The organism is Bradyrhizobium sp. CCBAU 051011 (assembly GCF_009930815.1).
GTDB lineage: Bacteria > Pseudomonadota > Alphaproteobacteria > Rhizobiales > Xanthobacteraceae > Bradyrhizobium.
Genome location: NZ_CP022222.1, coordinates 3,227,925 through 3,253,418 on the forward strand (window position 1 = coordinate 3,227,925; position 25,494 = coordinate 3,253,418).

At 59.1% G+C, this 25,494-nt stretch carries 14 protein-coding genes and 11 pseudogenes; 8 read left to right on the forward strand and 17 right to left on the reverse strand.

Annotated features, from left to right (window positions below; all coding sequences use genetic code 11):
- Positions 1–306: 306 nt before the first annotated feature.
- From ACH79_RS15225 to ACH79_RS43925, 6 genes and pseudogenes are all read right to left on the reverse strand, one after another.
- A pseudogene (locus tag ACH79_RS15225) lies at positions 307–426 on the reverse strand (transposase domain-containing protein); the annotation flags it as partial.
- 124 nt (positions 427–550) lie between these two features.
- Entirely contained in the window at positions 551–1,204 is a 654-nt protein-coding gene (locus ACH79_RS43910) for a tyrosine-type recombinase/integrase (protein WP_371419404.1), read from the reverse strand.
- Positions 1,143–1,532, reverse strand: coding sequence for a site-specific integrase (locus ACH79_RS43915; protein ID WP_246738544.1), 390 nt, complete (start codon positions 1,530–1,532; stop codon positions 1,143–1,145). The genes ACH79_RS43910 and ACH79_RS43915 overlap by 62 nt, the downstream gene beginning before the upstream one ends.
- Positions 1,529–2,454 (reverse strand): annotated as a pseudogene (locus ACH79_RS15235) (tyrosine-type recombinase/integrase). Before ACH79_RS15235 ends, ACH79_RS43915 begins: the two are co-directional and overlap by 4 nt.
- Positions 2,447–3,046, reverse strand: coding sequence for a tyrosine-type recombinase/integrase (locus ACH79_RS43920; protein WP_246738545.1), 600 nt, complete (start codon positions 3,044–3,046; stop codon positions 2,447–2,449). The pseudogene ACH79_RS15235 and the gene ACH79_RS43920 overlap by 8 nt, the downstream one beginning before the upstream one ends.
- A 104-nt stretch (positions 3,047–3,150) precedes the next feature.
- Positions 3,151–3,687 (reverse strand): hypothetical protein, encoded by a 537-nt coding sequence (locus ACH79_RS43925; RefSeq protein ID WP_246738546.1) that lies wholly within the window; start codon positions 3,685–3,687, stop codon positions 3,151–3,153.
- Positions 3,688–3,810: 123 nt separating this feature from the next.
- Here ACH79_RS43925 and ACH79_RS15245 point away from each other — a divergent pair.
- From ACH79_RS15245 to ACH79_RS15255, 3 genes and pseudogenes are all read left to right on the forward strand, one after another.
- Positions 3,811–3,951: pseudogene (locus ACH79_RS15245) on the forward strand (transposase domain-containing protein); the annotation flags it as partial.
- Between the two features lie 105 nt (positions 3,952–4,056).
- Entirely contained in the window at positions 4,057–5,598 is a 1,542-nt protein-coding gene (locus tag ACH79_RS15250; RefSeq protein WP_371419405.1) for an acyl-CoA dehydrogenase family protein, read from the forward strand.
- A gap of 233 nt (positions 5,599–5,831) precedes the next feature.
- A pseudogene (locus ACH79_RS15255) lies at positions 5,832–6,011 on the forward strand (transposase domain-containing protein); the annotation flags it as partial.
- A gap of 549 nt (positions 6,012–6,560) precedes the next feature.
- Here the strand turns inward: ACH79_RS15255 and ACH79_RS15260 are convergent.
- The 8 genes and pseudogenes from ACH79_RS15260 to ACH79_RS15295 all read right to left on the reverse strand — a co-directional run.
- A complete protein-coding gene (locus ACH79_RS15260; protein WP_161851759.1) occupies positions 6,561–6,842 on the reverse strand; it encodes a hypothetical protein in 282 nt (93 codons plus the stop codon).
- An 815-nt stretch (positions 6,843–7,657) separates the two neighbouring features.
- Positions 7,658–7,834: pseudogene (locus ACH79_RS15265) on the reverse strand (transposase); the annotation flags it as partial.
- Positions 7,835–7,887: 53 nt separating this feature from the next.
- A pseudogene (locus ACH79_RS15270) lies at positions 7,888–8,364 on the reverse strand (IS5/IS1182 family transposase); the annotation flags it as partial.
- Positions 8,365–8,397: 33 nt separating this feature from the next.
- On the reverse strand, positions 8,398–9,021 hold the full coding sequence (locus ACH79_RS15275; protein WP_246738294.1) for a UPF0149 family protein: 624 nt from the start codon (positions 9,019–9,021) through the stop codon (positions 8,398–8,400).
- Entirely contained in the window at positions 9,018–10,580 is a 1,563-nt protein-coding gene (locus tag ACH79_RS15280; RefSeq protein ID WP_161856372.1) for an IS66 family transposase, read from the reverse strand. Before ACH79_RS15280 ends, ACH79_RS15275 begins: the two co-directional genes overlap by 4 nt.
- Before the next feature lie 50 nt (positions 10,581–10,630).
- Entirely contained in the window at positions 10,631–10,984 is a 354-nt protein-coding gene (tnpB, locus tag ACH79_RS15285; protein WP_069279868.1) for an IS66 family insertion sequence element accessory protein TnpB, read from the reverse strand.
- Positions 10,981–11,442: a transposase gene (locus tag ACH79_RS15290; RefSeq protein ID WP_141343522.1), complete on the reverse strand. Its 462-nt coding sequence runs from the start codon at positions 11,440–11,442 to the stop codon at positions 10,981–10,983. Before ACH79_RS15290 ends, tnpB begins: the two co-directional genes overlap by 4 nt.
- Positions 11,443–11,522: 80 nt before the next feature.
- Positions 11,523–11,957: pseudogene (locus ACH79_RS15295) on the reverse strand (IS5/IS1182 family transposase); the annotation flags it as partial.
- A 558-nt stretch (positions 11,958–12,515) separates the two neighbouring features.
- Here ACH79_RS15295 and ltrA point away from each other — a divergent pair.
- A pseudogene (gene ltrA / locus ACH79_RS15300) lies at positions 12,516–13,764 on the forward strand (group II intron reverse transcriptase/maturase).
- A gap of 75 nt (positions 13,765–13,839) precedes the next feature.
- On the opposite strand, the pseudogene ACH79_RS15305 reads toward ltrA, so the two are convergent.
- Both ACH79_RS15305 and ACH79_RS15310 read right to left on the reverse strand, forming a co-directional pair.
- Positions 13,840–14,286: pseudogene (locus tag ACH79_RS15305) on the reverse strand (transposase); the annotation flags it as partial.
- A gap of 414 nt (positions 14,287–14,700) precedes the next feature.
- Positions 14,701–16,048: pseudogene (locus tag ACH79_RS15310) on the reverse strand (IS3 family transposase).
- Positions 16,049–16,136: 88 nt separating this feature from the next.
- Between ACH79_RS15310 and ACH79_RS15315 the strand changes: the two are divergent.
- Positions 16,137–16,304: pseudogene (locus tag ACH79_RS15315) on the forward strand (IS3 family transposase); the annotation flags it as partial.
- A gap of 92 nt (positions 16,305–16,396) precedes the next feature.
- Here ACH79_RS15315 and ACH79_RS43930 read toward each other — a convergent pair.
- Positions 16,397–17,983 carry a hypothetical protein gene (locus ACH79_RS43930; protein WP_246738547.1) on the reverse strand — a complete coding sequence of 529 codons (1,587 nt, stop codon included), beginning with the start codon at positions 17,981–17,983 and terminating at the stop codon, positions 16,397–16,399.
- 442 nt (positions 17,984–18,425) lie between these two features.
- Between ACH79_RS43930 and ACH79_RS15325 the strand changes: the two genes are divergently transcribed.
- From ACH79_RS15325 to ACH79_RS15335, 3 genes are all read left to right on the forward strand, one after another.
- Positions 18,426–20,168 (forward strand): ABC transporter ATP-binding protein, encoded by a 1,743-nt coding sequence (locus ACH79_RS15325; protein ID WP_246738548.1) that lies wholly within the window; start codon positions 18,426–18,428, stop codon positions 20,166–20,168.
- 1,383 nt (positions 20,169–21,551) lie between these two features.
- Complete coding sequence (locus ACH79_RS15330; RefSeq protein WP_161851760.1) at positions 21,552–22,628, forward strand: type III polyketide synthase; 1,077 nt, start codon at positions 21,552–21,554, stop codon at positions 22,626–22,628.
- Positions 22,629–23,378: 750 nt separating this feature from the next.
- The gene (locus tag ACH79_RS15335) at positions 23,379–24,722 is read left to right on the forward strand and encodes an IS5 family transposase (protein WP_161851761.1); all 1,344 of its coding nucleotides are present in this window, start codon (positions 23,379–23,381) and stop codon (positions 24,720–24,722) included.
- The last annotated feature ends 772 nt before the right edge of the window (positions 24,723–25,494 follow it).

Below are 25,494 nucleotides of genomic sequence, written 5' to 3' on the forward strand. Positions count from 1 at the left end.
TAGCTGCCCGTTGGCGGTGATCAATGCCGGACATCATTCGCTTGAAATGGACGAAGAATGTAAGCGGCAAGCTGAGGTCTCTTTGCCGCTTACGGGGTCCTCAGCATAGGGTCCACTTCACTAACGCGGTCGACTCCCAACAGAGTTGGCGACTCGGCACGTTTTCCACTCAAGGCTCTGATTTTCTTCGTCGGCTCTCAGGTCGCTGGAAGAGAAATCGTGCGTTTCCAGCATCTTCTGACGACTCGCATCCGCTCCTTCAAAGTAGATGATGTCGGAATGAAAGTAAGCGGCAAGCTGAGGCCGTCAGGCGACGTGGTTCCATGGCATCAGCGCGTCGATTTCGCTGCTCGGCCAACCGTTGGCGATACGCTGAAGTGTTAGAGCAAGCCAGGCGAACGGATCGACGTTGTTCATTTTCGCTGTTTATGCGGCCCGCCGAACTATGCCGAACGGGTTTGGTATGGCACGCCGTTGTCACGCTCGCACCGTTGATCGCGTGCAGGGCAGCCCCATTCCATTCGGCATAGTCTGGTCGTTCAGAGCGCCCCTAGGAAGGCGAGCAGGCGGTCGTTCGGCTGGAAGCGGGTTCGCTTGCCGCGCTGGTACGGCTTGAGCTTCGCAGGGCAGCTTCCTTGAGGGCGAGATGGGCGTGCAGGTACGTCTGTGCCGTCTCGACCGATTCATGACCGAGCCACAGCGCGATCACGGAGCAGTTGACGCCGGCTTGCAGCAGTTCCATCGCAGCGCTGTGCCTCAGCACGTGCGGCGACACGCTCTTGGCCTTCAAAGACGGGCAACTCTTGTGAGCGACACGAACATGCTTTCCCAGCAGTGACTGGACGCTGTCGGCACTGAGCCGACCCTCATGCACGTTGTGGAACAACGCTGTTGCTCCTTCCGCAACGGTTCCTTGAGCCATGCCTGGAGCGCGCGCCGAGCGAGTAAGCGGAGCGGTCCGCTCCTTCCGCCCTTTACCGACGCATCGTACGTGTGCGCCAGACCCGAGGTGGACGACATCCCGGTCAAGGCCGGTCAGCTCTGAGAGGCGTAAGCCAGTCTGGGCCGCGACCAGCAGCAAGGTGTGATCGCGGCGGCCAAGCCACGTCGTTCGATCGGGCGCGGCGAGAACCGCCTCGATCTCAGGGCGCGCCAGGAAGTGCACCTGTCGCTTGTCGTGGCGTTTGCTCGGTATGGCGAGCACGCGCTGGATCAGCGCGCTGTGCCGGTTCCTCGAAGGACACGAACCTGAAGAAGGACCAGATGGCGGTCAGACGTAGGTTACGCGTCTTCGCGCTGGCGCCGCGCTTTACCTCGAGATCGGTGAGGAACGCGCCGATGAACGTTGCATCCAGATCGGCGAGCGACAGGGCCGATGGGGACTTCGGCAGCCGCACCTGTGCGAACATGAACAGCAGCCGGAACGTGTCCCTGTAGGAGGCGATCGTGTTGCCGCTAACATTGCGCTGGCGCATGAGGCGCTCAGTGAAGAAGCGCTCAATCAACGTGGCGACATTGCAGGCGGGCTTCATGGCGTCACCTCCCATCGCCGATCGAGACGCCGCGCGGCTTCTTCCATCAACTCGGGGCAGGCCGAGAGATACCAGTAAGTATCGCGCACGCAGGCGTGGCCGAGGTAAGTGGAGAGTACTGGGAGTTGTTGCTCGACGTCCTTGCCTTCGCGATACCAGTCGAGCAGCCTCCGGATGGCGAAGCGATGACGGAAGTCGTGCACGCGTGGCCCGGTACGATCACCAGGGCGCCGCAGCCCGATCTCTCTGGACAATCGCCAGAAGACGCGATGAACGTACTCGTGCAGCAAGCGGCCTCCCTGTTCGGCAACGAAGAAGGTCGAGCCGCAGCGTGATCCAAGCAGCGCATCGCGCCGGTGGGCGTAGTCGCGCAGCGCAGTTCTCGTCGTCGGATGCAATGGCACGAGCCGCGACTTGCCGAACTTGGTCAGCGGACCGTCAGCACGCCGGCGTCGAGGTCGACGTCATCCCGCTCCAGGCCCATCGCCTCGGATATACGCATGCCCGTCACCGCGATCACCCCGAACAGGGTGTGGTAGGTCCATCGGCGCAGCCCGTCCGCCGGCGGCAGAGCCAGCGCTGCCGTCAGCAACGCATCGATCTCCGCGTCGCTGTAGACATAGGGCTTGGCGCGCTTCCATCCCGGCAGCATGCCGACGGGTGGCACCTCCGTTCTCGGATCGAAGTTGGCGACATGGCGCGCGAACCCCCGCACATCGCTCAACCGCAGCGCCCAGGATGCATGACAATCGGGCGGCAGCGTTGCCCATTCCATTGCCAGCTTCGTCGTGATGATCCTGGCTTTGCGCTTCTCCATGAAGGCGACGAAGTCGGCGAGCCGACGGGTCTGGTGCTCGTACTTGTATCCCAGTCCCTTGCGCATCCTCAGGTACTTGTCGAGTGCGGCGTGCAGATTAGTCATTGCACGCCTCCCAGGGCTGGCTCAATGTTCTCAGCGCATCGATGTCGACCTTCGCGTAAATCCGGGTGGTGTCGTGGTTCTCGTGCCGCAGCAACTGTCCGTTCTCCGACAAGGTCGCGCCAGATCGGAGAAGCTCGGTAGCGAGACTGTGTCGGAAGATATGGGCGCCGCGGTGTGCGCAACCTTCGATTCCAACGCGATCGAGAGCGGCCTTGGCGATCATGGTGATCGCACATCCGGAAGCAAAGCCGACGTGCGGCGCGAGTGACCGGACGAACAACCGTCGGCACGACGACTTTGGGCGGCCATTGCGCAGATATGCAACGATGGCCGCGCCAACGTCTGGCGCTATCGGCATCCGTGCACGCTGTCTGCCCTTGGCGCGAACCAGTATCTCGCTGGCGCGCCAGTCGATATCATCGAGCATGAGTGTCGCGACCTCGTCGGCCCGCAGGCCGAGCTTAGCCAGCAACAACAGAATGGCGTAGTCGCGCCGTCCCATCACCGTCTTTCGGTCGCAACCGTCGAGAGCCTTCCGCACCTGAGCGGCAGGCAGATAGGTCGGCAGAGGTGCGAGCTTCCATCGCCGCATCGATGGAACGCAATCCGCCAACGGGCGCGCGTTCAGCCCCCGATGGTGGAGGTAACGGAGAAAGGCGCGCAACGACCAGCACATCGCCTTGCCTGTTCCTGGGCTCAATCCTGGGCGTGGCGCTCAATGTAGCGGATCACGTCCTCTTGGTTGATCTTGCACAGGGCGGCGGCGCCGCCGGAGCACACCTCGTGCAAAAACCTGCGGATGACCGGGAGATGGCGAACGATGGACCTTGGCGCCAAGCCGCGCTCTGATCGCAGGTACGCATCGAACTCCTTGAAGATCCGTTCGTGCGGGCTGAGAGGCGGCAGCACCAACGGCGCTATCGCGCCTTCCTCGCGCAGCACCGACAGCCATCGCTTGAGCGCGGCCCGGTCACCGGGTTGGATAGACTGCCTCCCGCCTCGATGTCGGAGGTACCGCTCAATGACCTGCTCGTCGAGATTGACCAGCTTATAGCGACGGCCTGCGATCCAACTCAGGAGCCCGACAACTACGTTGAGGCAACGCCACGCGCCGTGCCGAACGAGCCGCTCTTCGACGAGACGAGCGGCGTAGCGCTCGACGAGCTGTCCGTGCGGCCCGCTTCTGAGACGCCGGTACAGCCGGCTTCTGCCCAAGTACTGTTCAACTTCCATCTTCCTGTTCTCCGCTGTTGAAAGCGGAGGCACAGAACGAACTATGCCGAACCGACCAAACGCCGGTCAGCGAGAAATCTGGGGAAAACGACCGGACTCGGCATAGTTCGGCGGGCGGCATAAACTTGCAAGATCAACGACGTCGATCCGCGCGCCTATCTCACCGACGTCCTGAGAAGGATCGTCAACGGGCATCCAAACCGCGACATCGACCAGCTACTGCCCTGGGCCTACCGCGCTCAAGCCCTCAAAGCCGTGGCCTGAAAACGACCCTTACCTTGCATCCACACTATACCAATGTGTAGCCGCGGTAGCCACGGGGATGAATTGGCACGAAGCGCGGCCGGGATCATTGTGGGCCGTATGGCTATGAACACTCAGGTTTACGCTCAATTCGGGGAGGCGCAGGAACGCACAGCTGAAGGCCGTGCAGCTGCACTATACTCCAGTTTGATCGCTGACCTCAGTCAGCTGAATTTCGCAGACGCGGATGACCGCCGAGCCTTCCCTCCGACCCTACACAGCATATTCGCAAGGCATGGACTGTTCGGGCTCACCACACCAGGAGAGCACGGCGGATTAGCTCTTCCCTTGCAAGAGGCCATCGACATCATCTCCGCCACTGCATCCTTCGATGTCTCCGCTGCCTCTACCCTGGTCATCCATAACTTCCTGGCCTTGCCCTGCATCGAAGCGGCACCGCACATCCCCGAACAAAAGCATATCATTTGGGGTGCAACACGCGGCGATCTCTGCGCTTTCGCTTTGACGGAGCCTGGAGCTGGCTCTGCCCCGAGGCATATAGAGGCTTCGGCTCTCATGCACGAAGACAGAGTTCGTATCTCTGGCCGCAAGATTTGGATCGGCCTCGCTGACTGGGCTCGCTGGATCGTTTGCTTTGCGCGCGCGTCTGGTCCCGATGCGAAAGGTCGGCTCGTTGGTGTACTCGTTGACAGGCAGGCTCCAGGCCTAAAGGTCACGCACGAGCATCGCACGCTCGGTCTACGTGGCATTATTCAGAATACTCTGGAGTTTCAGGATGTTGAGGTGCCGCGTGCTTACGTGCTCTCTCGCGATCAAGACGGCTGGGGCGCGGCGGCATCTAGTATGAACCGCGGCCGTATCGGTGTGGCTGCTATGGGTCTTGGATCGCTTGAGCGCGCTATCCAGGTCGCAGCCTCTTATGCAAACCATCGTCGACTCGGTAAACTGCGCATGATCGAGAACAGCTACATCGAGCAGTTATTTGGGCAGATGGTGCTGCGGCGGGAGGTAGTGAAGGCGATGCTGGTCGCATCCTGCCGACTTGTTTCAGCGCAGGGCGCGCCCAACGTCCACCTTGCGTCGGCAACGAAGGTTTTGTCCTCGGAATGGTGCGGCCTTGTCGCTGATCAATGCGTCCAGCTGTTAGGTGGCCGTGGTTACGATGAGGGAACGCCTTTAGCCAAAATCTATCGAGACGCTCGCATCCTCCGCATCTTCGAAGGTCCGACTGAGGCGCTCCTATCACATCTCGGCCGCTGCCTCCTCTCTAAAGCCACGCGTGACGAGATAGCCGATCTCTTTCGGTCAGTTGGTGCGGCATCTGTCCATGCTGCTGCAATTGAGGAACTCTCTGCGCTCAATGAGACAGACGGTGCCGTGCTGATCTATGCGGGTTGGCTCACCACACTGGGACTGGCACAGGCTGTCATGTCTGCTGGCTTCTCTGCCTCAGATTGCGCCGCAGCAGCGGCTGACCTGGTCAGTTCCGAATTAGCAACTCTCCGTACTCGCGCGCCGGCACGGCAATCTTTCGAAGGCCGCAATCGGGCCAGTCGGACTCTGACCACCTTCCTTCAAGACGCGGCTTGTTCCATTCGCTCACCTGTCCTCACAGACGATTACCTCAAATTGGTGCAGTATGTCTGAGATCTAGCGGATGCCGGACGTCTTTCCACGTGGTGGTGCCGCGCGCGACGACGCAGCTTCGGAAAGCCGAGGCGTCCCTGAGCACTGCCACCTCTGAATCCAGCAGCCTCTGCCCTAACCCAAGCTCGCTCCGGGGCAGCGCGTGGCCGCGGCACGCTTGCGCGTTCAGGAGGAGCCGGCACCGCCTCCTCGACCGGCTGCGGCTCGAGAACGTGGAGCGCCTTCGCCGACGGGGCGCCGAACATTGGGCCGTCCTCGCAACCTTGGTCGAGACTTGCACAATCAACGACGTCGATCCGCTCGCCTATCTCACGAACGTCCCGACAAGGATCGTCAACGGGCATCCAAACCGCGACATCGACCAGCTACTGCCCTGGGCCTACCGAGCTCAAGCCTTCAAAGCCGTGGCCTGAGAGCGACGCTTACGATTGTACGATTGTTGATTCCTGTTGGGTCAGCGACGCGGTGAGACGGCAGCGCTTCGCGATCTCTACTATTCAGATAATCAGCAGACGCTGCACTTGCCTGGTGAAATCACTAAGAACGGGAGGGAGCATATTGTTCCGGTTGTACCGATGGCCGCGGCCATCCTCGCGAAGCGCAATCGCAAGCCCCGCAGCGATTGCGTGGCCGATTGCCGCCTTGCCGAAGCCAGCATCGCGACCTCCGCGGCTCAGCCGGCGGCTGCGCCTGCCTGTTTGCGGGCGCGCGTTGGATAGTATCGCCCAGAAAGACCTGCGCGGCACCTACGAAAACTGGTTGGCATCCATTCGCTCTTTGAAAGGTGGCGACCTACAGCGGACTTCGAATGTATCAAGCAGGTCTTCGCGACAATTTGAATTCCTCATGCAAGCTGCAGAGTCTCGTTACGAGGAGACAACCTTGGCCAGGGGCTTCAGATCAATCACAGCGCGCTAGCGGTTGATGCGCACGACATTGCGGCGCTGACGACATGGTCGTCACTAGGATCCCCGATGGCGTATCCCCGAACACAAACGCGGAGCCATGCTTGCCATCGAGATGGCCTTCTCAGCTCTTACGCTATTGCTACCGCTCGCCAAAAACTCGTTCAGCAAGTGCTGTTTGATTGTTGCGGCCTCCCGCTCTCCCTGTGCGGCAAGCCAAAGAATGCGCTCCGCGATCTCCAGCGCAGAGCGGTGCTTCTGCCCGATAAACGTGGAGCTAGCAAGTACTTCATCAAGGACGTTGCGGAGCATCTGCACCGTAGCAGTGTCGTAGGCCATGCGCGAATATCCATCCCGACAAATCACTAAGCAAAAAACATTGCGCGTCACTCCGAGCAGCAGCGGCAATTTGTCGGACCAAACTACGTAGCACGCTTTGATTGCAGGTTTATGACGATTGCGATCATGGTTGCAACCGCCAGTGACGTTGCCCGACGCCGGAGCATCACCGGGACCGATGGGCTATTTGTATCCACGAGCGCAATCTTCAAGATATCCTCGAGCAAAGCTTGGACTTTTAGTTGTGCCGCCGATCAATCCATTGTATCTTTCCACGCAAAGCGCTCGGAGGCGACGTCCATCCTCCTTGAGCTTCGGCACCTTGCTGGGTGTCGATTTTATGGAGGATGGCATGGACATTGATTCAGCTGCAGGTTGCTCGCTTCAATGTGCGAGCGCGCTGACGGTGACTCCTCAGATAGAGAAGTAGACTTTCGGAATTTGTATCAGTGTGCCTACTGCGAGGCGTGCTGGAGCTCCGAAGATGCAGTCCCGGGTGAGCTTTCTGAATCGGGCTGTGGACGGGAAACGTCAACATACAGCTGGTATCGATGGATTCATCGGTACTCAAGTTGAGCAGATCTTTAAGCCCCGCTCGCGCGGGGCGATTCGTGAGGCGACAATGCCCAAGGAAAGATCAGCGCCAAGGTCAGATTTAGAATGGCTCGTCTCCATGAGGAGCAAAATCCAGCAACTTACACTCGACGTCTACAACTTCAGCAGCAGGCTCACCGACCAGGAGCGCAAAAGGCTCTGGCCGATCCTTGGATATCTCATTGGGATTGCCTTCTCTCTATGGCGAGCGGTCTTCGGCACGCATCGGAAACCACCAGCTGCACGCCCTTCAGACCGCGATCGACGAGATGCCGCAGAAACGATGACCAGCCGGATTTGTCCTCCTTGGCGCCTTCACAGATGCCGAGGATTTCCCGGAACCCCTCGGCATTGACCGCCGAGGCCACCAGCAGCGCCACGTTGCGAACCTCACCAGCCAGCTGCGCTTCATCACGATGGTCGAGGTAGTCGTCCGTGAAGAAGATTGATTTCACGCTGGATTAAGCCGACCGCCGGGGAAGAGTGCGGTCAGGAAGAGGTGCAGCAAAAGCCTGAGCCAGCGGATGAGGCGGCGGAAGTTGTAGCCGGCGGCGGCGAGGACGGCGTTGGCTGCATCGCCGCGACGGAACCAGAGATAATTGCGGCCCATGCGGTGCTCGGCTTTGAGATGGCCGATGACGGGCTCGACAGCGGCCCTGCGGCGCAATTGGCGTTTGATCCTTGGTGTCACTCCTCGCTTCTGGCCGGAGATGAAGACCCTGAACTTGTAATCGGGTGGGGCGTTGTGGCCGCGATATCCCTTGTCGGCGAGGAGGCGCGCGATGATGTTGCCGATGAGCGCCTCCATGTCCGGGATCACGGTGGCCAGCGTGTGACCGTCATAGGGATTGCCGGGCAGTGCCTTCACATGGGTGACGAGTTGGCCGCCCCTGGCGTGGCCGATCGTGGTGGCGACGGAGACTTTGACGGTAACCGGTATGAGCTCCCACGTCCGCGATGATTAGCGGTCGCGGGCGTAGCGGATGGGCATCCAGTGCTGGCGCAGCGCCTCGACGACGGCTGGGATATCGAGGTAGGCGTTACGGAGGAAATCCTCGGTTTTGCGACCGCTTCGTGGCGGTCCGAGCAGCGGACGGGCCTGATCGTCGCGACAATGCAGCAGGATGGGCAGCAGCAGGCCGTGATTGACGTTGTTGACGTCGAGCAACGGCGCCCACGCCGACAGTCTGAGCCGCATCGCAGCATAGAAACCCTGGCACCAGGGATGCGCATCGATGTTGCCGCTGGGGTCGCGCCGGTGCATCGGCTCGAACCGATCGGGGGCAGTCGAGAGGGTGTTGCTGATGTCGTTGTGGCGCAGCGCGACGGCGGAGATCGCGGCGAACTCCGGCGTGCCGCCATGGTTGAAAGCGTCGGCATCGATCGCGAGCAGCGGGCAGATCCAATCGAGCGGGCTCATCGACACCGGTCCGGCCACGATCGCGGCGGTATAGCCGTCGAGCATGGGAATGCTGGTGGCGGCAGGATGGCGATCGACGCGATCCTGGAGCCATCGCTCGAGCTCCGCAAGCGACATCGCGGCTGACGCCATCGACGATGCTGCCTTATGGCGACGTGGGCTCATGCCGCTGCCTGCGGTGTGTGCCGGCGCGCCGCCTTCCAGTTCCAGGCGAGCAGCTCGTGCAGCTGATGGCTCTTGGTTCGCCCAGACACGATGCGCTCCAGCACATCGGTCAGGTAGGCCTGCGGATCGAGCTCATGGAGTTTTGCCGTGTTCACGAGCGACGCCAGGATCGCCCAGCTCTCGGCGCCGCCTTCGCTGCCGCTGAACAATGAGTTGCGTCTTCCCATCGCAATCGGGCGCATGGAACGCTCGACTGTGTTGCTGTCAACTTCGACACGGCCGTTGCGGAGAAACAGCGTCAACCCGTCCCAGTGATTGAGTGCGTAGTTGATGGCCTCCGCCAGCTTCGATTGGGAGAAGAGCTGGCCGACCATTGCGGTCAGGCGCGTCCTGAGCGCCTCCATCAATGGAGCGGACCTGGTGCCGCGGGTGGCCAGCCGCTGCTCGGCACTGCTGCCACGGATCTCTGCTTCGATGGCATAGACCGCCTGCAGGCGCTCGATCACTTCGCGCGCGAACGGCGACTGGGTCGTCTTATACACCTCGACGAATTTGCGGCGGGCGTGGGCGAGACAAAAGGCGAGTTGGATCGCGCCGCCATGATCGCGGGCGAGCGCTTTGTAGGCGGCATAACCGTCGACCTGCAGAATGCCGGAAAAGCCCATCAACTGTCTGGCGATCTCCGCCGTGCCGCGGCCGTCGGCGAACACGTAGGCCACCGCCGGCGGCGAGGGACCGCCCCATGGCCGGTCATCCATGGCATGCGCCCAGAACTGGCAGATGCGCGGGCGATGTCGTCCGGGATCGAGCACCGGCATCGGCGTCTCGTCGCAGAACAGGCGCGGCGCGGTCTGGATCGTGCGCAGCTGAAGCGCATAGAGGCTCCTGAGCCACCAGGCCGCACGCTTCACCCAGCCGGCAAGCGTCGCCCGGTCGAGATGGACACCCTGGCCGGCCAGAATTTGCACCTGTCGGTACAGCGGCAGATACCAGGCGAACTTCGAGACTACCACGTGGCTCACGAGTGCGGTCGAAGCCATGCCGCTCTCGATCAGGCGCGGCAGCACCTTCGCCTGGATCACACCATCGGTGCAGCGGCGGCAGCCGTACTTGGGACGGACCGTCCGCAGCACCCGCAGGATCGCCGGGATGATGTCCAGCACCTCGCTGACGTCCTCGCCGATCTTGTGAAGCTGGCCCTGGCAACACGGGCATGCGGTCGCCTCCGGCTCCAGCACATGCTCACAGCGCGGCAGGTGCTTTGGAAGCGCGCCGATGTTGCGGCGCGCCTTCTTCCGCAGTGGCTTGCCGGGCGGCTTTGCCGCAGCTGCATCGTCGTTGGCAGCTGCAGGCGGCGTGACGTCGGTCTCAAGATCGCCAAGCTCAAGCGCGAGCTGCTCGGCCACGAGCGCGGCAAGCCGCTCCGAGCGCTTCCCGAAGATCATGTCCTTGAACGTTTGCATTGCTACGCGCAGCGTCTCGTTCTCAGCGTCAAGCGCGAGCACCATCTCGGTCAGAGCTGCCGGATCGGTCGGGAGAGTGTCGGGGCGAATCGCCATGACCAGACGATACATCCGTGCGACCCATGCTCCAGTGAAATCCTCACTTCTCAGCCGACAATGGCCGGCTGCTTCACAGGCTTGGGCGACACACGCGTCCACTCGAGCCCGTCGAGTAGCATCGCAAGCTGCGTCGCACTGAGATGCACAACGCCGTCGCGGATCGGCGGCCAGGTGAAACGCCCCTGGTGCAACCACTTCGTTACCAACACCATGCCGCTGCCGTCCCACGCCAGAAGCTTCACTCTGTCCATGCGCTTGCTGCGGAACACGAAGACGTCGCCGCAATATGGGTTCGCGCGCAGTGCTTCGCTCACCAGCGCCGACAGCGTATGCACCGACTTACGAAAGTCGACCGGCTGGGCCGCCAGCACCACCTTGAGGTCTGACCGTAGAGCAATCACCGGATCCCTCGAAGCGCCGATAGCACCACCGAAAGCGTCGCCAGTTCCACCCCCGGCTCGACCCGGATGCGCGCCCCGTTCACCTCGATCTCGACCACTCCACAGACCTTGGCCGGCGGCGTGGCAATCTCCACGGGCTTCGTCTGTACCGGCGAAATACACTCGGACTTGCCAACCCTCCCGCCATCGCTCTCGGCGCCAATTTGGATAGGCACGAAGTTCTGGGCTTTGCCGGCCAGCGCCGCCGCTACCTGGCGGCGCCACACCGTGAGCAGTCCGCGAGAAACGCCATTGCGCCGCGCCACCTCGGAGATGTTCGCCCCCTCCTCAAAGCTCTCTGCCGCGATCCGGGCCTTCTCCTCGCTCGTCCACCGTCGCCGCCGGCGCTCCCCAGTGATCACCTCAACGCGGCGATAAGAGTCACCTTCCTGCCTGGCATCAAGCATGGCATTTGCCATCGCGCCACCTCCACCGATCAGCTCTTGCCAGCCTGTATCGCAGACAAGCTTCGTCACTGCGAGGTGAGGCCCTCATGCCGGCTACCTTTGACGCCGAACTCGTAAGGCCGGTGGGCCTTGCCCTTGCCGATGCACTCGACCTCCGGCGCGTGCAGGGAATAAACCTTCGGCCCACGTTAACGCTGCTGCTGCTCGCGCACGCGCCGCGCCAGCGCCAGCAGCTTTGCGAACGCCGCCTCGAGCCCGCTGTTACCCTCGATCTTGCGGCCGATGTCGCGGATCACGCGGCCCAGATAGGTCCGCAGCGTCTTGAGCTTCCGGTTGGCGCGCTTGAACTGCTTGGCGTGGGCATAGCGCTGGTGCTCGATCAGGGCGAACTTGCCCACCCGCGCATAGGACTGACGCAAAATCACCCCATGGCGCTGCGCCAGCCGCACCAGCTTCTCGCGCGCCCGGTTTAGAAGCTTCGCGTCGGTGGGGAACGTCACGTTCTTGGGCTGAACCGTGGTGTGTGCGCCATGACGGCGCGAAGAAGGAGGTTGAGTATGTAGACCATCTTCCGAGCAGCCTTGCTGCGCAAGAGATGAGGGCAGGCCCCTCGGACTCGGATTGCAGGATCAGAGTCCAAACCGCCACAAGCTGCTTTAGCTCAATGGCTGAGGTGGTGAGCGTTGCTGGAAAAGGCGGGCAATCAGCCTGTCAGGTGAGCCACGGGAAGACGAACGCAAGTAAACCGCCGATGATGCATCGAAAGTACAGTTCAGGTGTTGTCGAAACCAGGGGCGATACCACCTCCTGGGATCAAGCGCGGCGAGAGCCTGTCTATTGGCCGGGCGGCAACCGGTGTAGAGGCGGCGTGATCCCGATGGCAGGCTCTTGCGCGGAACATGGGAACCTGCGTCGCGATGCCAAGGGAGACCCCAAAGGCGGCGGATCCGCCGAGGGCAGAGTACCAATGCGCGACGCAGGGGCGGACGGGTTCGTAATAGTGATGAGGCCCGGTAATACGGGCGGAGCGAAGGGACCCGATCTTCCAGCCAAAGTCACAGGCCAACCGGAAACGGGAGGAGCCGATGACTGAGGCAAAGTCGTATCAGATCCCCAAACATCTCGTTTGGGAAGCTTGGAAACAGGTGAAAGCGAACCGCGGGTCAGCGGGTGTGGACGGGGTCTCCATCGAGGAATTCGAAAAGGACTTGAAGAGAAACCTCTACAAGATCTGGAATCGAATGTCGTCGGGGACATACTTTCCGCCTCCCGTCCGTCTCGTGGAAATTCCCAAGGCTAATGGAGGGAAGCGTCCGTTAGGAATACCCTCTATAGCTGACCGCGTGGCTCAGACGGTTGCAAAGATGGTTATGGAGCCGACGATGGAACGAATATTCCATCCCGACTCCTACGGCTATCGGCCCGGCCGTTCGGCGCTTGACGCAATGGGGACAGCGCGAAAGCGTTGCTGGAAATTCGACTGGGTTATCGACCTTGATATCAAGTCGTTCTTCGACTCGATTCCTTGGCACCTGATCGAAAAGGCCGTCGCCCACCACACGAAACTGAGCTGGATTCGTCTCTACGTAAAGCGGTGGCTGCAAGCTCCCGTGGAGAAAGAAGACGGAATCCTTGTGGAGAGAACACGCGGAACCCCTCAGGGTTCAGTGGTTTCACCGCTGCTCGCAAATTTGGTTCTGCACTATGCATTCGATCACTGGATGCAGCGGACCTTCCCTTGTTTGTGTTTCGAAAGATACGCTGACGATGCGATAGTCCATTGCAGAACTGAAAGCGAGGCTCAAACCGTGATGGAGGCGATCCGGAAACGTCTTGCGGAATGCGGTCTGGAGCTCCACCCGGAACCGGATCGTCTACTGCAAGGATAATAAACGGAGAAAGGAATGCGAACACATCTCGTTCGACTTCCTTGGCTACACCTTCCAGCCGCGCAGCGCTCGCGATCGAAAGGGCGAGAAGTTCCTCAACTTCCTCCCGGCAATCAGCAACAAGGCTGCCAAAGGAATCCGACAAACCATTCGCTCATGGCGACTGGGTTCGACGCGAAACCACTGGAGTCTTGAAGAACTCGCCAAGCTGATTGATCCTGTCGTGCAAGGATGGCTGAACTATTACGGACGGTTTTACCGAACGGAATGTGTCAACGTCCTTCGTCACGTTAACGACGCGCTCGCCCATTGGACGAGGCGGAAATACAAGCGGTTGAAAGGCCGGAAAGTCGCCTCAGTATATTGGTTGGGACGGCTCGCACAGCGCGATCCGAACCTACTCTATTTGTGGCGAGTCGGCATTCGACCTGCGGCTGGAAGATAGAAGCCGGATGAATCGAGAGGTTCACGTCCGGTTTCGTGAGAGCCTCGGGGTGCAATTCCCCGGGGCTACTCGACCGACGATCACCCGCGACAGTTCGGACGGCTTGACTGCCTCGGTCTTGACGGCAACCGACAGGCTTTCCTGGATCAGCGCCGCCAGCCGTTCCTCGCCCATGCGATTGCGCCAGCGCGTCAGCGACGAGCGATCGAACACCAACCGGTGCTGGAAGAATTCTTCGCCGCAGAAGTATTGGTAATAGGGGTTCTCGACCCACCGCTCGCACAGCACCTCGTCGGACAGGTCGTAGGTGTGCTTGAGGATCGAAAGCCCCGCCATCAAGCGCGTCGGCAGCGGCGGCCGGCCGGGATCATCATCGTAAACCTCGCCGAACCGCCCTTCCAGAAAGCCCCAATCCACCGTGCGGCCCAGCCTCACCAGCGGATGCTTCATGTCGATGATCTGATCGAGCCGGGAGCGGAAAAGATCCTGTTCCCCCGTCTCGCTCCGCTCTCGTGGCCGCATCGAATCTCTCGCCAAAGCCGGTTCTGCGCGAGTGAATCACAAATCAAGTTTGCAAGGAATCCCGCTCCAAAGGCCCGCTTTCCGGCAAATTCAATTACTGCAAAATGCCGTTTCCGGATTCCAAATCAACGGCTTGGGAATTCTTCACGGACGACTAGAAAACGTAGTCCTGAGAACACAAAGGCCGGAGCGCAGGCGTACGAAGCTACCTTGCGACAAGCTAGCACGTGGCGATTCGATAGATATCGGAGCGCTACGGCCGAAGGACCTGACCTTTGCCGAATTCGCGGTGAAATGGTTTGAGGACTATGTAAGACCGAACAACAAGTATTCTGAGCAACTGTCCGTCGTCAGATGATTTGAGACTGATCAGGCGTTCTGAGAAGAGAGGCTCTGGCTCATCCGGGTTAGAGTTTAAGCAGCCTGCAGTTGATGCTGCAAGCGGCGGTTTGCGATGGTGTCGCGCTTGATGCGTTTTCGTTCTGCGAGGATCGCCTCGGCCCTGCCGAAGTAGACATCGGCTGGTGTGAGGTTGTCGATGCTCTCATGATAACGGACGTAATTGTAGTGTTCGACGAAGGCCCGTATCTGCCGTTCGAGATCGCCGGGCAGGTAGTAGTTGTCAAGCAGAATGCGGTTCTTCAAGGTCTGGTGCCAGCGCTCGATCTTTCCCTGGGTCTGGGGGTGATACGGAGCGTCGCGCACATGTTGCATGCCCTTGGTTTCGAGCCAGCTGGCGAGATCATCTGCCACGTAACTCGAGCCATTGTCGCTGAGAAGCCGCGGCCGGTGTGCGACGGTATCGAGGTCAGAGGCCAGGAGTGCCTGGTCGAGCGTGGCCATGACGTCGGAGGCGGCCATCGTGGGACCAAGCCGCCAAGCGACGATGTAGCGCGAGAGGTCGTCGAGCCCGGTCGAGAGATAGTACCAACCCCCCCCCCGGTGATTTTGAGGTAGGTGAAGTCGGTCTGCCAGAGCTGATTGACGGCCGTCGTCTTGTCCTTGAACTCGTTCGCCGCCTTGATCACCACATAGGCCGGGCTGGTGATGAGGTCATGCGCCTTGAGCAACCGATAGACCGACGCTTCGGAGACAAAATACTTCCGTTCGTCGGTGAGCCGCACGGCCAGCTCACGCGGCGACAGCTGCGGAGTTTCCAGCGCCAGGTGGATGATCTGAGCTCGCACATCGTCCGGAAAGCGATTCCAGACCCGCTCCGGTCGAGATCGATGATCGGCCAGCGCGGCGCTGCCGCCCTCGCGGTAACGCTCATACCAGCGACAGAACGTGGCGCGTGGGATGCCAAGCTTGTCCAGCGTGCGCTTGGCCGGAAGATGCGATTGCTCGACCAGCTGGATGATCTCGGCCTTCTCAGAGGCGGGATACCTCATGCCTCGTCCTCCCCATCTCCGTTCATGCTTTTTTTGAGCAGACGGTTCTCCAGGGTCAGATCGGCTACGACCTCCTTCAGGGCAGCAGTCTCCCGGCGGAGATCCTTCACCTCGCCGGAGGTCGCAGCTCGCGCCGTGTCGCCTGCTAGGCGGCGCTTGCCGGCTTCGAGGAATTCCTTGGACCAGCCGTAATACATCGAGGCGGCAATGCCTTCTCGGCGGCAAAGATCGGAGATGTTCTCCTCGCCACGCAATCCTTCCAGTACAATGCGGATCTTCTCTTCCGCCGAATACTGCCGGCGGGTCTGGCGCCGAATGTCCTTTAGCACTTGTTCTGCCGGCGCTTTGCCCGGTCCGGATTTCTGCTTCATCTTCGCTCCTGATGGCTACGATGAACCAGAAATCCTCCCTCCGCAAAATCCCTCTGTTTGTCTCACAGGCCCTGACGGCGAACACCGGGCCTTCGTCGAACACTACAATTACGTCCGTTATCATGAGAGCATCGACAACCTCACACCAGCCGATGTCTACTTCGGCAGGGCCGAGGCGATCCTCGCAGAACGAAAACGCATCAAGCGCGACACCATCGCAAACCGCCGCTTGCAGCATCAACTGCAGGCTGCTTAAACTCTAACCCGGATGAGCCAGAGCCTCTCTTCTCAGAACGCCTGATCAGTCTCAAATCATCTGACGACGGACAATCGCTGACAATGGTGCAATCAACAGAGTTGCCGAACGAAACGTTCCGCCCATAAAAAACGAGCCAAGGTGCTTGTCGCGGAAAATTCGTGTGTTGTTATCACCCTGTTCAAGAGCGCCATGACAGCCTCTTGCGAAACCAAGCCGAAGTCGGCCAAGGCGCAAGATGCAAGCTGCGATGAAATCATGTCCGCACGAGCCGCAATCGCCTTTGGCAGTACAAGCGCGAAAGTCTCCTTTGCGTAACCGTGTGGAAATACGTCAGAGCCCAAGCGCTCACGCAAGTAGGAACGGAAAAGTTCCTTGCCCGAGCGAAGTGCAAACGGAAGCTTCGCTCCAAAATTGATCAATCTCGGATCGCCGAATGGGCGGACGGGCCAAAGTCCTCGCGTCGCGAGTGGGCGAGCATGACAAAGACTTGCGAGCAGAGTTGTGGATAGAGTGGCGCTGATGGGGGCGCTAAAAAGGAAGGATGAATGAGCGGCGTCGAGCCCGCGTTTCGTCAACAGGTCTTCTGCAAGCCCAAGCGCGATATCCAGGTGGGGTGAAGACGGAGATCTGGGTTCCTCCTCGTCGCTGCTGAAGCGAGCGCAAAGCTCGTCTCCTCCTATGCCGGACCAGATTATTTCGCAGCCATCACCGCGAAACCGATCCCAGAGTGACCCGAACGCCTCAAGGTAATACTCTGAAATGAGTGGCAAGCGTCCTTTCAGGTCAAGATCTAGATCAATCGCCGGCATGTGGGCGTGCATTTCAACTTTGTGATCGCGGCAATTCAGTGCGCTCAAAATGCTCGCTCGGCGGTCAATCTGCTTGGGGCTACTCCCGTCGCCCAATAGTATCCCGCCACATGCCAGCGATGCTACGCTCTTGCTAACAGCAATTGCGACGGAAGCGGAGTCCATTCCTCCGCTCAGCTCCACAGCGCTTGCGCAGAAGGCCGTCGGCCGCGAACGAACAACCGCCTGAAGAGTATCAGAAAACTCAAGGACATGATTGCTCTTCTCTCGTCCAGAGAGCTCAGGGGCTGATGAAGTTGTCGCGCCGTACTCAAATGACGTTTCCGATCTGTCGACGTACAAGGTCGCGCCAGCAGTCAGCAGGTTAACACCAACGCAGGCTTGTCGCGCAGAGTAGAACGTTCTCATAGATAGATGATGGGCTATAATTTCTGCATCAATCGCTCGCGATTTATCCAAAAGATCCACGAAATCCCAGGAAAGCGTAACCGTACGAGTGCGTTCTTCCACGTGGAAGTAAATTGGGAGGCTGCCTATATGGCCTGCTCGTACACGCAACCGGGGACCCCGGCGAGCCGCCTCGATCACGATAAAATCGAGCGGCCAGTGCATGCAGTCTTGGTAGTGCTGACGAAACTGATCCGTGGACGCATGGGCTATGGCGGCCGAATGGATGCCGGCCCCGTCCGCCACTCCTTGACGCTCGCGTATGACGAAGAACCATTGCTCAGAGTTCGTCACTAACGAGCTCTCAAGGCTCTTATGTTGGAATGGCCAGATGTAGCTTTCACCAAACTCTATCGAACAGCCTTTGACCACAGGATCGACGTTTTCCAGATCGCCTATTTTCAGAGTGGCCTTGAGCATTTGTTCCTGGACTTAAACGTTACCGCCTCTCGTGTGAGAGGCGGTAACGGAGTGACGAATGATCTTAAAGGTAGCCCTGGTTAGCGCTGTCGTTAGGGAAGGGGGCCTTCTCTCCCTCAATAGTGGGAGGTGGCAGCACCGGTAAGGGGAGGTCAGTTGTATCGGGCCGCGATGGCCGCTTAGGCGTGTCTGCAGTTGCGCTCTTCATGTCAATCTCCGGGTGATCGGGCTTCTCGTCGTCTCAAGTCTAGGCTTCAGTAAAAGCCACAGAGAGTGGCGCGGCACCGTGCCGAGCCACAATAAAAAGTCTCTCATGTGAGAAGGCGGGCGACAACCTACCAATGTCGGCAGTTGGATGACGGTGCTGGACAGAATTGGGTTGGTGTCTAGTAACGGTAAACGGCAGCAGATTACGCAGAGCCGCATCTTTACGTGAGATCGTATGGAATTCAGATCGCAAGGCTATGTCAGCCCTCTTAGTGCAAGCAAAGCCCCATTTCCTGGATCCGCCGCAGATCAGGTCGACGATAGCGTATTGTCGCCGGCTTCCGAAATTCTGCATGCGTACTGGCGATCCGATCGGCGCTTGCTTCTCATCGTTGCGGCGGTGGTGCTGATCTCCAGCGCCAGCAGCGTCGCAGGTCCCTATGTATTTTCGTGTCTCATTGATCGTCTTCCGCGCAGCGAAGACATGTCGCAGGTTGCTTGGGGTTTCGCTGGATACGCGGTTTTGGTGGGCGCAGCCTCTGCATTGCAGCGCATGCTGCAGTATCTTTCCTTCATGGCAGCTGAGAACCTAGGATTCATTGCTGCAACTCGCTTCTTCGATCGCATCCTGAGGAAGACCGCAGCCTTTTTTCTTGAGTGCAATCCGGCGGAGATACAGAGTGCGGCCGCTCGCGGGCGCAGCGCACTGACGACGCTGGTCCAGCTTGGGATTGTCGTCTTCATCCCTGCTTCAACGCAGCTTCTGCTTACGCTCGTTACCCTCGGCGCGCTCCTCAATATCCAGATCGCTGCAATCGTCGCCATTTATGGAGCAATCGCGATTGCATTGACGTGGATTTCCACGCGTCAGGCCCGCACGTTCGTGGATGCGGCGGTCGAAGCCGGACAGGAGAATGCTCGGTTCGTCGGTAACGTCATGAACGCGATGGACACGTTGCGCCATTTCGGCAGTCACTCCTGGATGAACGAACGCTTTATGATAAGGGCGCGGGAGGTGCGTGATAACTGGCAAGCCTACGTGTTGCAACGACTGCTCTACATCGCCGTGCTCGGCTTCGCCGTCGCGCTACAATTTGCGGTCACGCTTCTCCTTCTTATACCTGAATACCACGCCGGCGGGGTCACCATCGGCGATATGGTGCTATTCAATACGCTTCTACTTCAGCTCAATATGCCCTTCGAGACGGTCGCCAGGGCGATCTCTGACGTGGCGCGGTCGCGAGCCGACCTCATCCCTCTAGGTAGACTGTGGGCCGCACCAGAAGAGCGGCAAGCATCTCATGCTCACGATTTCAAGCCCTCCGCTGGCCAGCTCTCTTTCGAGAGCATTGGGTATGCCTACGACAACGGTCGCGGCGTTACCGACGTCTCGTTTAAGGCCGGGCGCGGCGGGATTACTTTTCTTGTCGGTGAGACCGGTTCGGGGAAGTCCACGATCTTTAAGCTCGCCCTGAAATCGATTGAGCCCGACTACGGCCGAATTCTCGTCGACGGAACCGATATAGCGAGCATCGATCGCGCGGATTGGTATGCCGCAGTTGCTGTCGTGCCGCAGGACGTGATGTTACTCAATGAGTCGCTAGCTGACAACATCTTGTTAGGACGGCCCCGCGACGAGGTACGCCTTCGCGGTGCGTCGAAAGAAGCCGCTATTCTCCCGTTGATCGAGGCGCTGCCAGAAGGATTTGAAACAACCGTTGGAGAACGCGGCTTGAAGCTTTCCGGCGGGGAGCGACAGCGCGTTGCTATTGCCCGCGCGCTCTATGGCCAGCCGGCGATCCTTCTTCTCGACGAGGCTAGCTCCGCGCTCGACGAACGAACCGAGCGGGACATTATGGACCATATACGCACCCTAGCGAAGGATGTGACTGTGCTAGCGATCACTCATCGGAGAGGTGTCATCTCTGCGAGCGACGTCGTGGTCGATCTGACCGACTGCGGCTTGTCAGTGACTTAGACGACCGACATGAAAAACTACCTACAAGATCCCAAGCACTGGCGCGACCGCGCCGAAAAAACCAGATTTGGAATCATCCCGCCGAACAGCAACGGATGCTCCGCATAGCAGACGAATACGACTGGTTGGCTGAGCAGGCAGCAGAATGGCAGCGTTCGGCCGAAGTACTCAACCAGTCGATGAGACCGGAGAGATGAGTTCACTTGTCAGCTTCCTGTCGACCCTTTGGCCAATCGAAAGAACTAAAGCGCCCGCCGATCCTAGCTGGAGAAGTGACTCGCGATCATGCCCGCGTCGTGGATACCCTCACAGTGATGTTTTTCCTGACCTTCGACTGTGACTTGTTCTTACCCTATCAAAGCGAGCTGTAATAACGAGCGATGGATTCGGTCGTGATCTCTCGTGGTCTGGCGTCAATTGTTGAATCACTCCGTGGCTTAAAATCAAATAGGCTGCAAATCTCCGCATTGATAGTATTGTCGCTATACGCAGAGCAGTCATTGATTTGGGTCAACCGGCGACGCCGGCACCGCATTCGGCGCCGTCAGCTGCGTGCTGATGGTACGGTCCCAGATCGGGCCAGCCCGGCTCTTACCAGTTTGATTTACCGCAAGGCGCCCTCCGCAACGCATTGACATTAACTTGCCAAGCAGAGCGATTGCGGCACGGGGCATTTCAATGTTTCGTCATTTGAAGGAGGCGGCATTGATCGCCCACAGGGAGAGCAAAGTAACAATCGAGGCGCTGCAAACCTGCGAAGACTTTCGATCGACGAGTTTGGTCAAATCTTGGCGGCTTTACCATCCGACAATTGGCCGAATCTCACGAAACTCTTGCCCGGAAAGACGCCAGATTCGGTGCAAAAAGAGTGGACGGGATCATCCGGCGATACACTGCTCCGCCAAAGCAGCAATTTCATGAACTTTTTGACAGCCACTTTTGCGGCGTAAGGGGCAAGTCAATCCACAGAAAAATGTCCTCGATTTCGGCTGCGGTTGGGACGCTTGCTACGCCTGTCAGCTTTTTTCAATGACGCGCAGTTCAATCACAGTTGCGACGCATGGCCCGTTTCGCTTCAGCATAGGGCTCATCGTCCGCAAGCGCCGAGCCCGCGGCGAACCTCGCCCATTACAAACGCTTGCCGGTCAACTACCAACTTTAGCGATTGGTGGAGAAGACGGACACGTGGCACTCGTGATCCAGTTCCAATGATGAAAGTCCTGCCGGGCACGATAGCCCTCATCGCGACGCTGCGGGCTCTGTCGCTGATCTACCTGCGCGGCCCTACACCAAGGCGCCCACGATGGTCATTCGGATCCATGATTGGAGCGGTCCCACCTGGAAGGCTGGTCGAGCGCCTGGCCGTGATCATAAGAGGAACTGATGTCCAGAATTTTGGCTGTCGGGACGGCATTGCCGCCTTTCCGACTTTCGCAGTCTGACGCCAAGGTACTAGCGGGTCGCCTTTTCGGATCTAGAATAAAGACGCTTAAGAGATATCTTACAGTATTCGATCATGCGGTAGTCGATCAGCGTTTCTTTTGTGTCGCGCCCGAATGGTTTCTAAGCGAGCATCGCATAGGTGAGACAAATGAAACATACTTGGAGTGGGCCAAAGAGCTGGCATGCAAAGCAACACTTCTCTGTCTCGACAGAGCCGGCATGAAGCCCGAGCAAGTCGATCGAATTATATTCGTTTCGTCGAGTGGGATCGCTACGCCTAGTCTCGACGTGGATCTGATCTTGAAACTCGGATTGCGAACAGACGTAAGACGGACGCCGGTTTTTGGCCTTGGATGTGCTGGGGGAGCATCGGGAGTTGGTTTGGCAGCAACGATTTGCCGCGCAACGAACGAACGCATTCTACTCGTCGCTGTGGAGCTGAATTCGCTTACATTCCAGCGAAATGATCTCACCCCTAAGAATCTTGTCGCTACAAGCCTTTTTGGGGATGGCGCTGCCGCGATTCTAATTGGCCCAGCTGAAGGCGGCGCAGGCAAATTGGAAATTGTGAAAAGTACGAGTTTGCTTTACCCGGACACAAGTCCTCAAATGGGCTTGCATTTCGGCGACTTCGGATTTGAACTTGTATTCTCAGAGCGCGCTCCGTCGATCATAAGCGAATTGATGCCACTTGCGCTGCCACCGTTGCTAGCGGATGATAGCATTCATCTTAATCAGGTGAAGAGCTTAGTCTTTCATCCGGGCGGGAGAAGGGTATTGGAGGTTTTTGAGCGGAGTCTCGGGAGATCGTCTAAGGACTTCTTTTCCAGCTATGAGACTCTTCGACGTCATGGAAATATGTCCAGCGCAACTGTATTATTCGTTTTAGATCACGTGCTTGAGCATGAGAAGCAGGCGCCAGGATCATACGGAATATTGGCTGCGTTCGGACCAGGGTTCTCGGCCGAACTATCGCTATTGAGATGGGCTGAGGGCGAAGCGGCCGGTCTGTGTTAGCAGGTCGGGAGGGTGAGGCAGCATCGGAGGGGACGATGCGGCCGAAGAAGCACAAGACGACCGGATCGAACGATCTGTTCCGGGCGCGACTGTCGCCTGTTTACGGGAATCGAGCTGCTAATCTTCACGCAGTACCACGTCGTCTGCACCGATAGCGATCCTGATGTGCATTTCGGACAGCAGAAGACAAAGCAGATGCTGAACAAGCTGCGGAAAACATTTGGTCCTGCTGACTGGACAATTACGTCGAGCTTTTTAACGAATTGTTCTTTGTGAGAAATGCGTTTGCGCATTCATTCGTTGAGCTCGAGGACATCCGATATAAAGGTGTCACTCTGAGCAATTGCTTCGGTGAGACCTGCTTGGGCAGGAGCTACAGTTCGGACCAGGAAAGTCGATCATAAATTCACTGATGATGCCCGTTCGTTTGTTCAGCCGCTGGTCGAGGTCTTTAGTCGATTTCAGCTGAGCAAATTGACGACAAAAAACTATTTCGACTCTACAACTCTGTTCTCAAACGACGCAGCCTAACGTAGAGTAGGTGGGCCGAAAAGGCCAATGGCGAAGGTCTTCTCCGACGACAGGAAGTGGGCTGGTCGTCCGTGAAGAATTCCCAAGCCGTTGATTTGGAATCCGGAAACGGCATTTTGCAGTAATTGAATTTGCCGGAAAGCGGGCCTTTGGAGCGGGATTCCTTGCAAACTTGATTTGTGATTCACTCGCGCAGAACCGGCTTTGGCGAGAGATTCGATGCGGCCACGAGAGCGGAGCGAGACGGGGGAACAGGATCTTTTCCGCTCCCGGCTCGATCAGATCATCGACATGAAGCATCCGCTGGTGAGGCTGGGCCGCACGGTGGATTGGGGCTTTCTGGAAGGGCGGTTCGGCGAGGTTTACGATGATGATCCCGGCCGGCCGCCGCTGCCGACGCGCTTGATGGCGGGGCTTTCGATCCTCAAGCACACCTACGACCTGTCCGACGAGGTGCTGTGCGAGCGGTGGGTCGAGAACCCCTATTACCAATACTTCTGCGGCGAAGAATTCTTCCAGCACCGGTTGGTGTTCGATCGCTCGTCGCTGACGCGCTGGCGCAATCGCATGGGCGAGGAACGGCTGGCGGCGCTGATCCAGGAAAGCCTGTCGGTTGCCGTCAAGACCGAGGCAGTCAAGCCGTCCGAACTGTCGCGGGTGATCGTCGACACCACGGTTCAGCCCAAGAACGTGACGTTCCCCACCGACGCGAAGCTTCTAAACCGGGCGCGCGAGAAGCTGGTGCGGCTGGCGCAGCGCCATGGGGTGATTTTGCGTCAGTCCTATGCGCGGGTGGGCAAGTTCGCCCTGATCGAGCACCAGCGCTATGCCCACGCCAAGCAGTTCAAGCGCGCCAACCGGAAGCTCAAGACGCTGCGGACCTATCTGGGCCGCGTGATCCGCGACATCGGCCGCAAGATCGAGGGTAACAGCGGGCTCGAGGCGGCGTTCGCAAAGCTGCTGGCGCTGGCGCGGCGCGTGCGCGAGCAGCAGCAGCGTCAACGTGGGCCGAAGGTTTATTCCCTGCACGCGCCGGAGGTCGAGTGCATCGGCAAGGGCAAGGCCCACCGGCCTTACGAGTTCGGCGTCAAAGTCTCCGTCGCCACCACGATCGGCCACGCCAGGGGCGGCCAACTCGTCACCCATGTGAAGGCACTGCCCGGCAATCCCTATGACGGTCACACGCTGGCCACCGTGATCCCGGACATGGAGGCGCTCATCGGCAACATCATCGCGCGCCTCCTCGCCGACAAGGGATATCGCGGCCACAACGCCCCACCCGATTACAAGTTCAGGGTCTTCATCTCCGGCCAGAAGCGAGGAGTGACACCAAGGATCAAACGCCAATTGCGCCGCAGGGCCGCTGTCGAGCCCGTCATCGGCCATCTCAAAGCCGAGCACCGCATGGGCCGCAATTATCTCTGGTTCCGTCGCGGCGATGCAGCCAACGCCGTCCTCGCCGCCGCCGGCTACAACTTCCGCCGCCTCATCCGCTGGCTCAGGCTTTTGCTGCACCTCTTCCTGACCGCACTCTTCTCCGGCGGTCGGCTTAATCCAGCGTGAAATCAATCTTCTTCACGGACGACGGGCTGGTGTAGTGACGACGGGAGCGCCGACCACCGTGGACGTTCACCAGTTGCGAGAGCGCGCAGCAAACACCCCCAGCGCTACTCCTGCTCGGCTCGTCTATGTAATGCCACGACTGGCGCTGGGACGTCTGCGTAGACGTTTAGCGCGCTTGCTTGGCAAGCTTCTAGGAAGGATGCGCGGTGGAGGTACATTCCGTGGGCATGTTAGCAAGTGCCCACCAATTCTCATCCGAACGTCTCGAAGAGTTAAGACGCATATACAAGCGAGTTTTGGGGGGAGATCACTGCAGCAGAAGCCTCTGAGATAGCCCATCGCCCAATTGCGCTCTATAAGCTGCTTTCCTACCGTTTGCTTAGCGAGCACGAGACGCGATCTTCTTCGCCCCCACCTCCGGCTCAAAGCGCTCCCGAAGAAGTCTGATATTGTGCAAGATGCGCTGGCCATCTTCGGGTGTTTAGCTCGCGCCACAAATCTTGTGCCCACTCGGCACTTTTACCATCCAAAGTTCAACGTCCTCTTCGACTCCCCAGTGGCCGTCGAACTGACCCGACGGCGACTTAAGCACCGCCGTCGCGACTTGCTTCTAAATGATCTAGACTAGGACGCCGGCAGCGTAATTTGCACACTGATGCTGCCATTGTTATCGAAGTAGCCAATACAGCCATCCATCAATCGGATTGATTGTGACGTAGTTGTTAGATGTAGTCCCGCCGAGATACATCGACCGATTGACCTTGCCCCACGG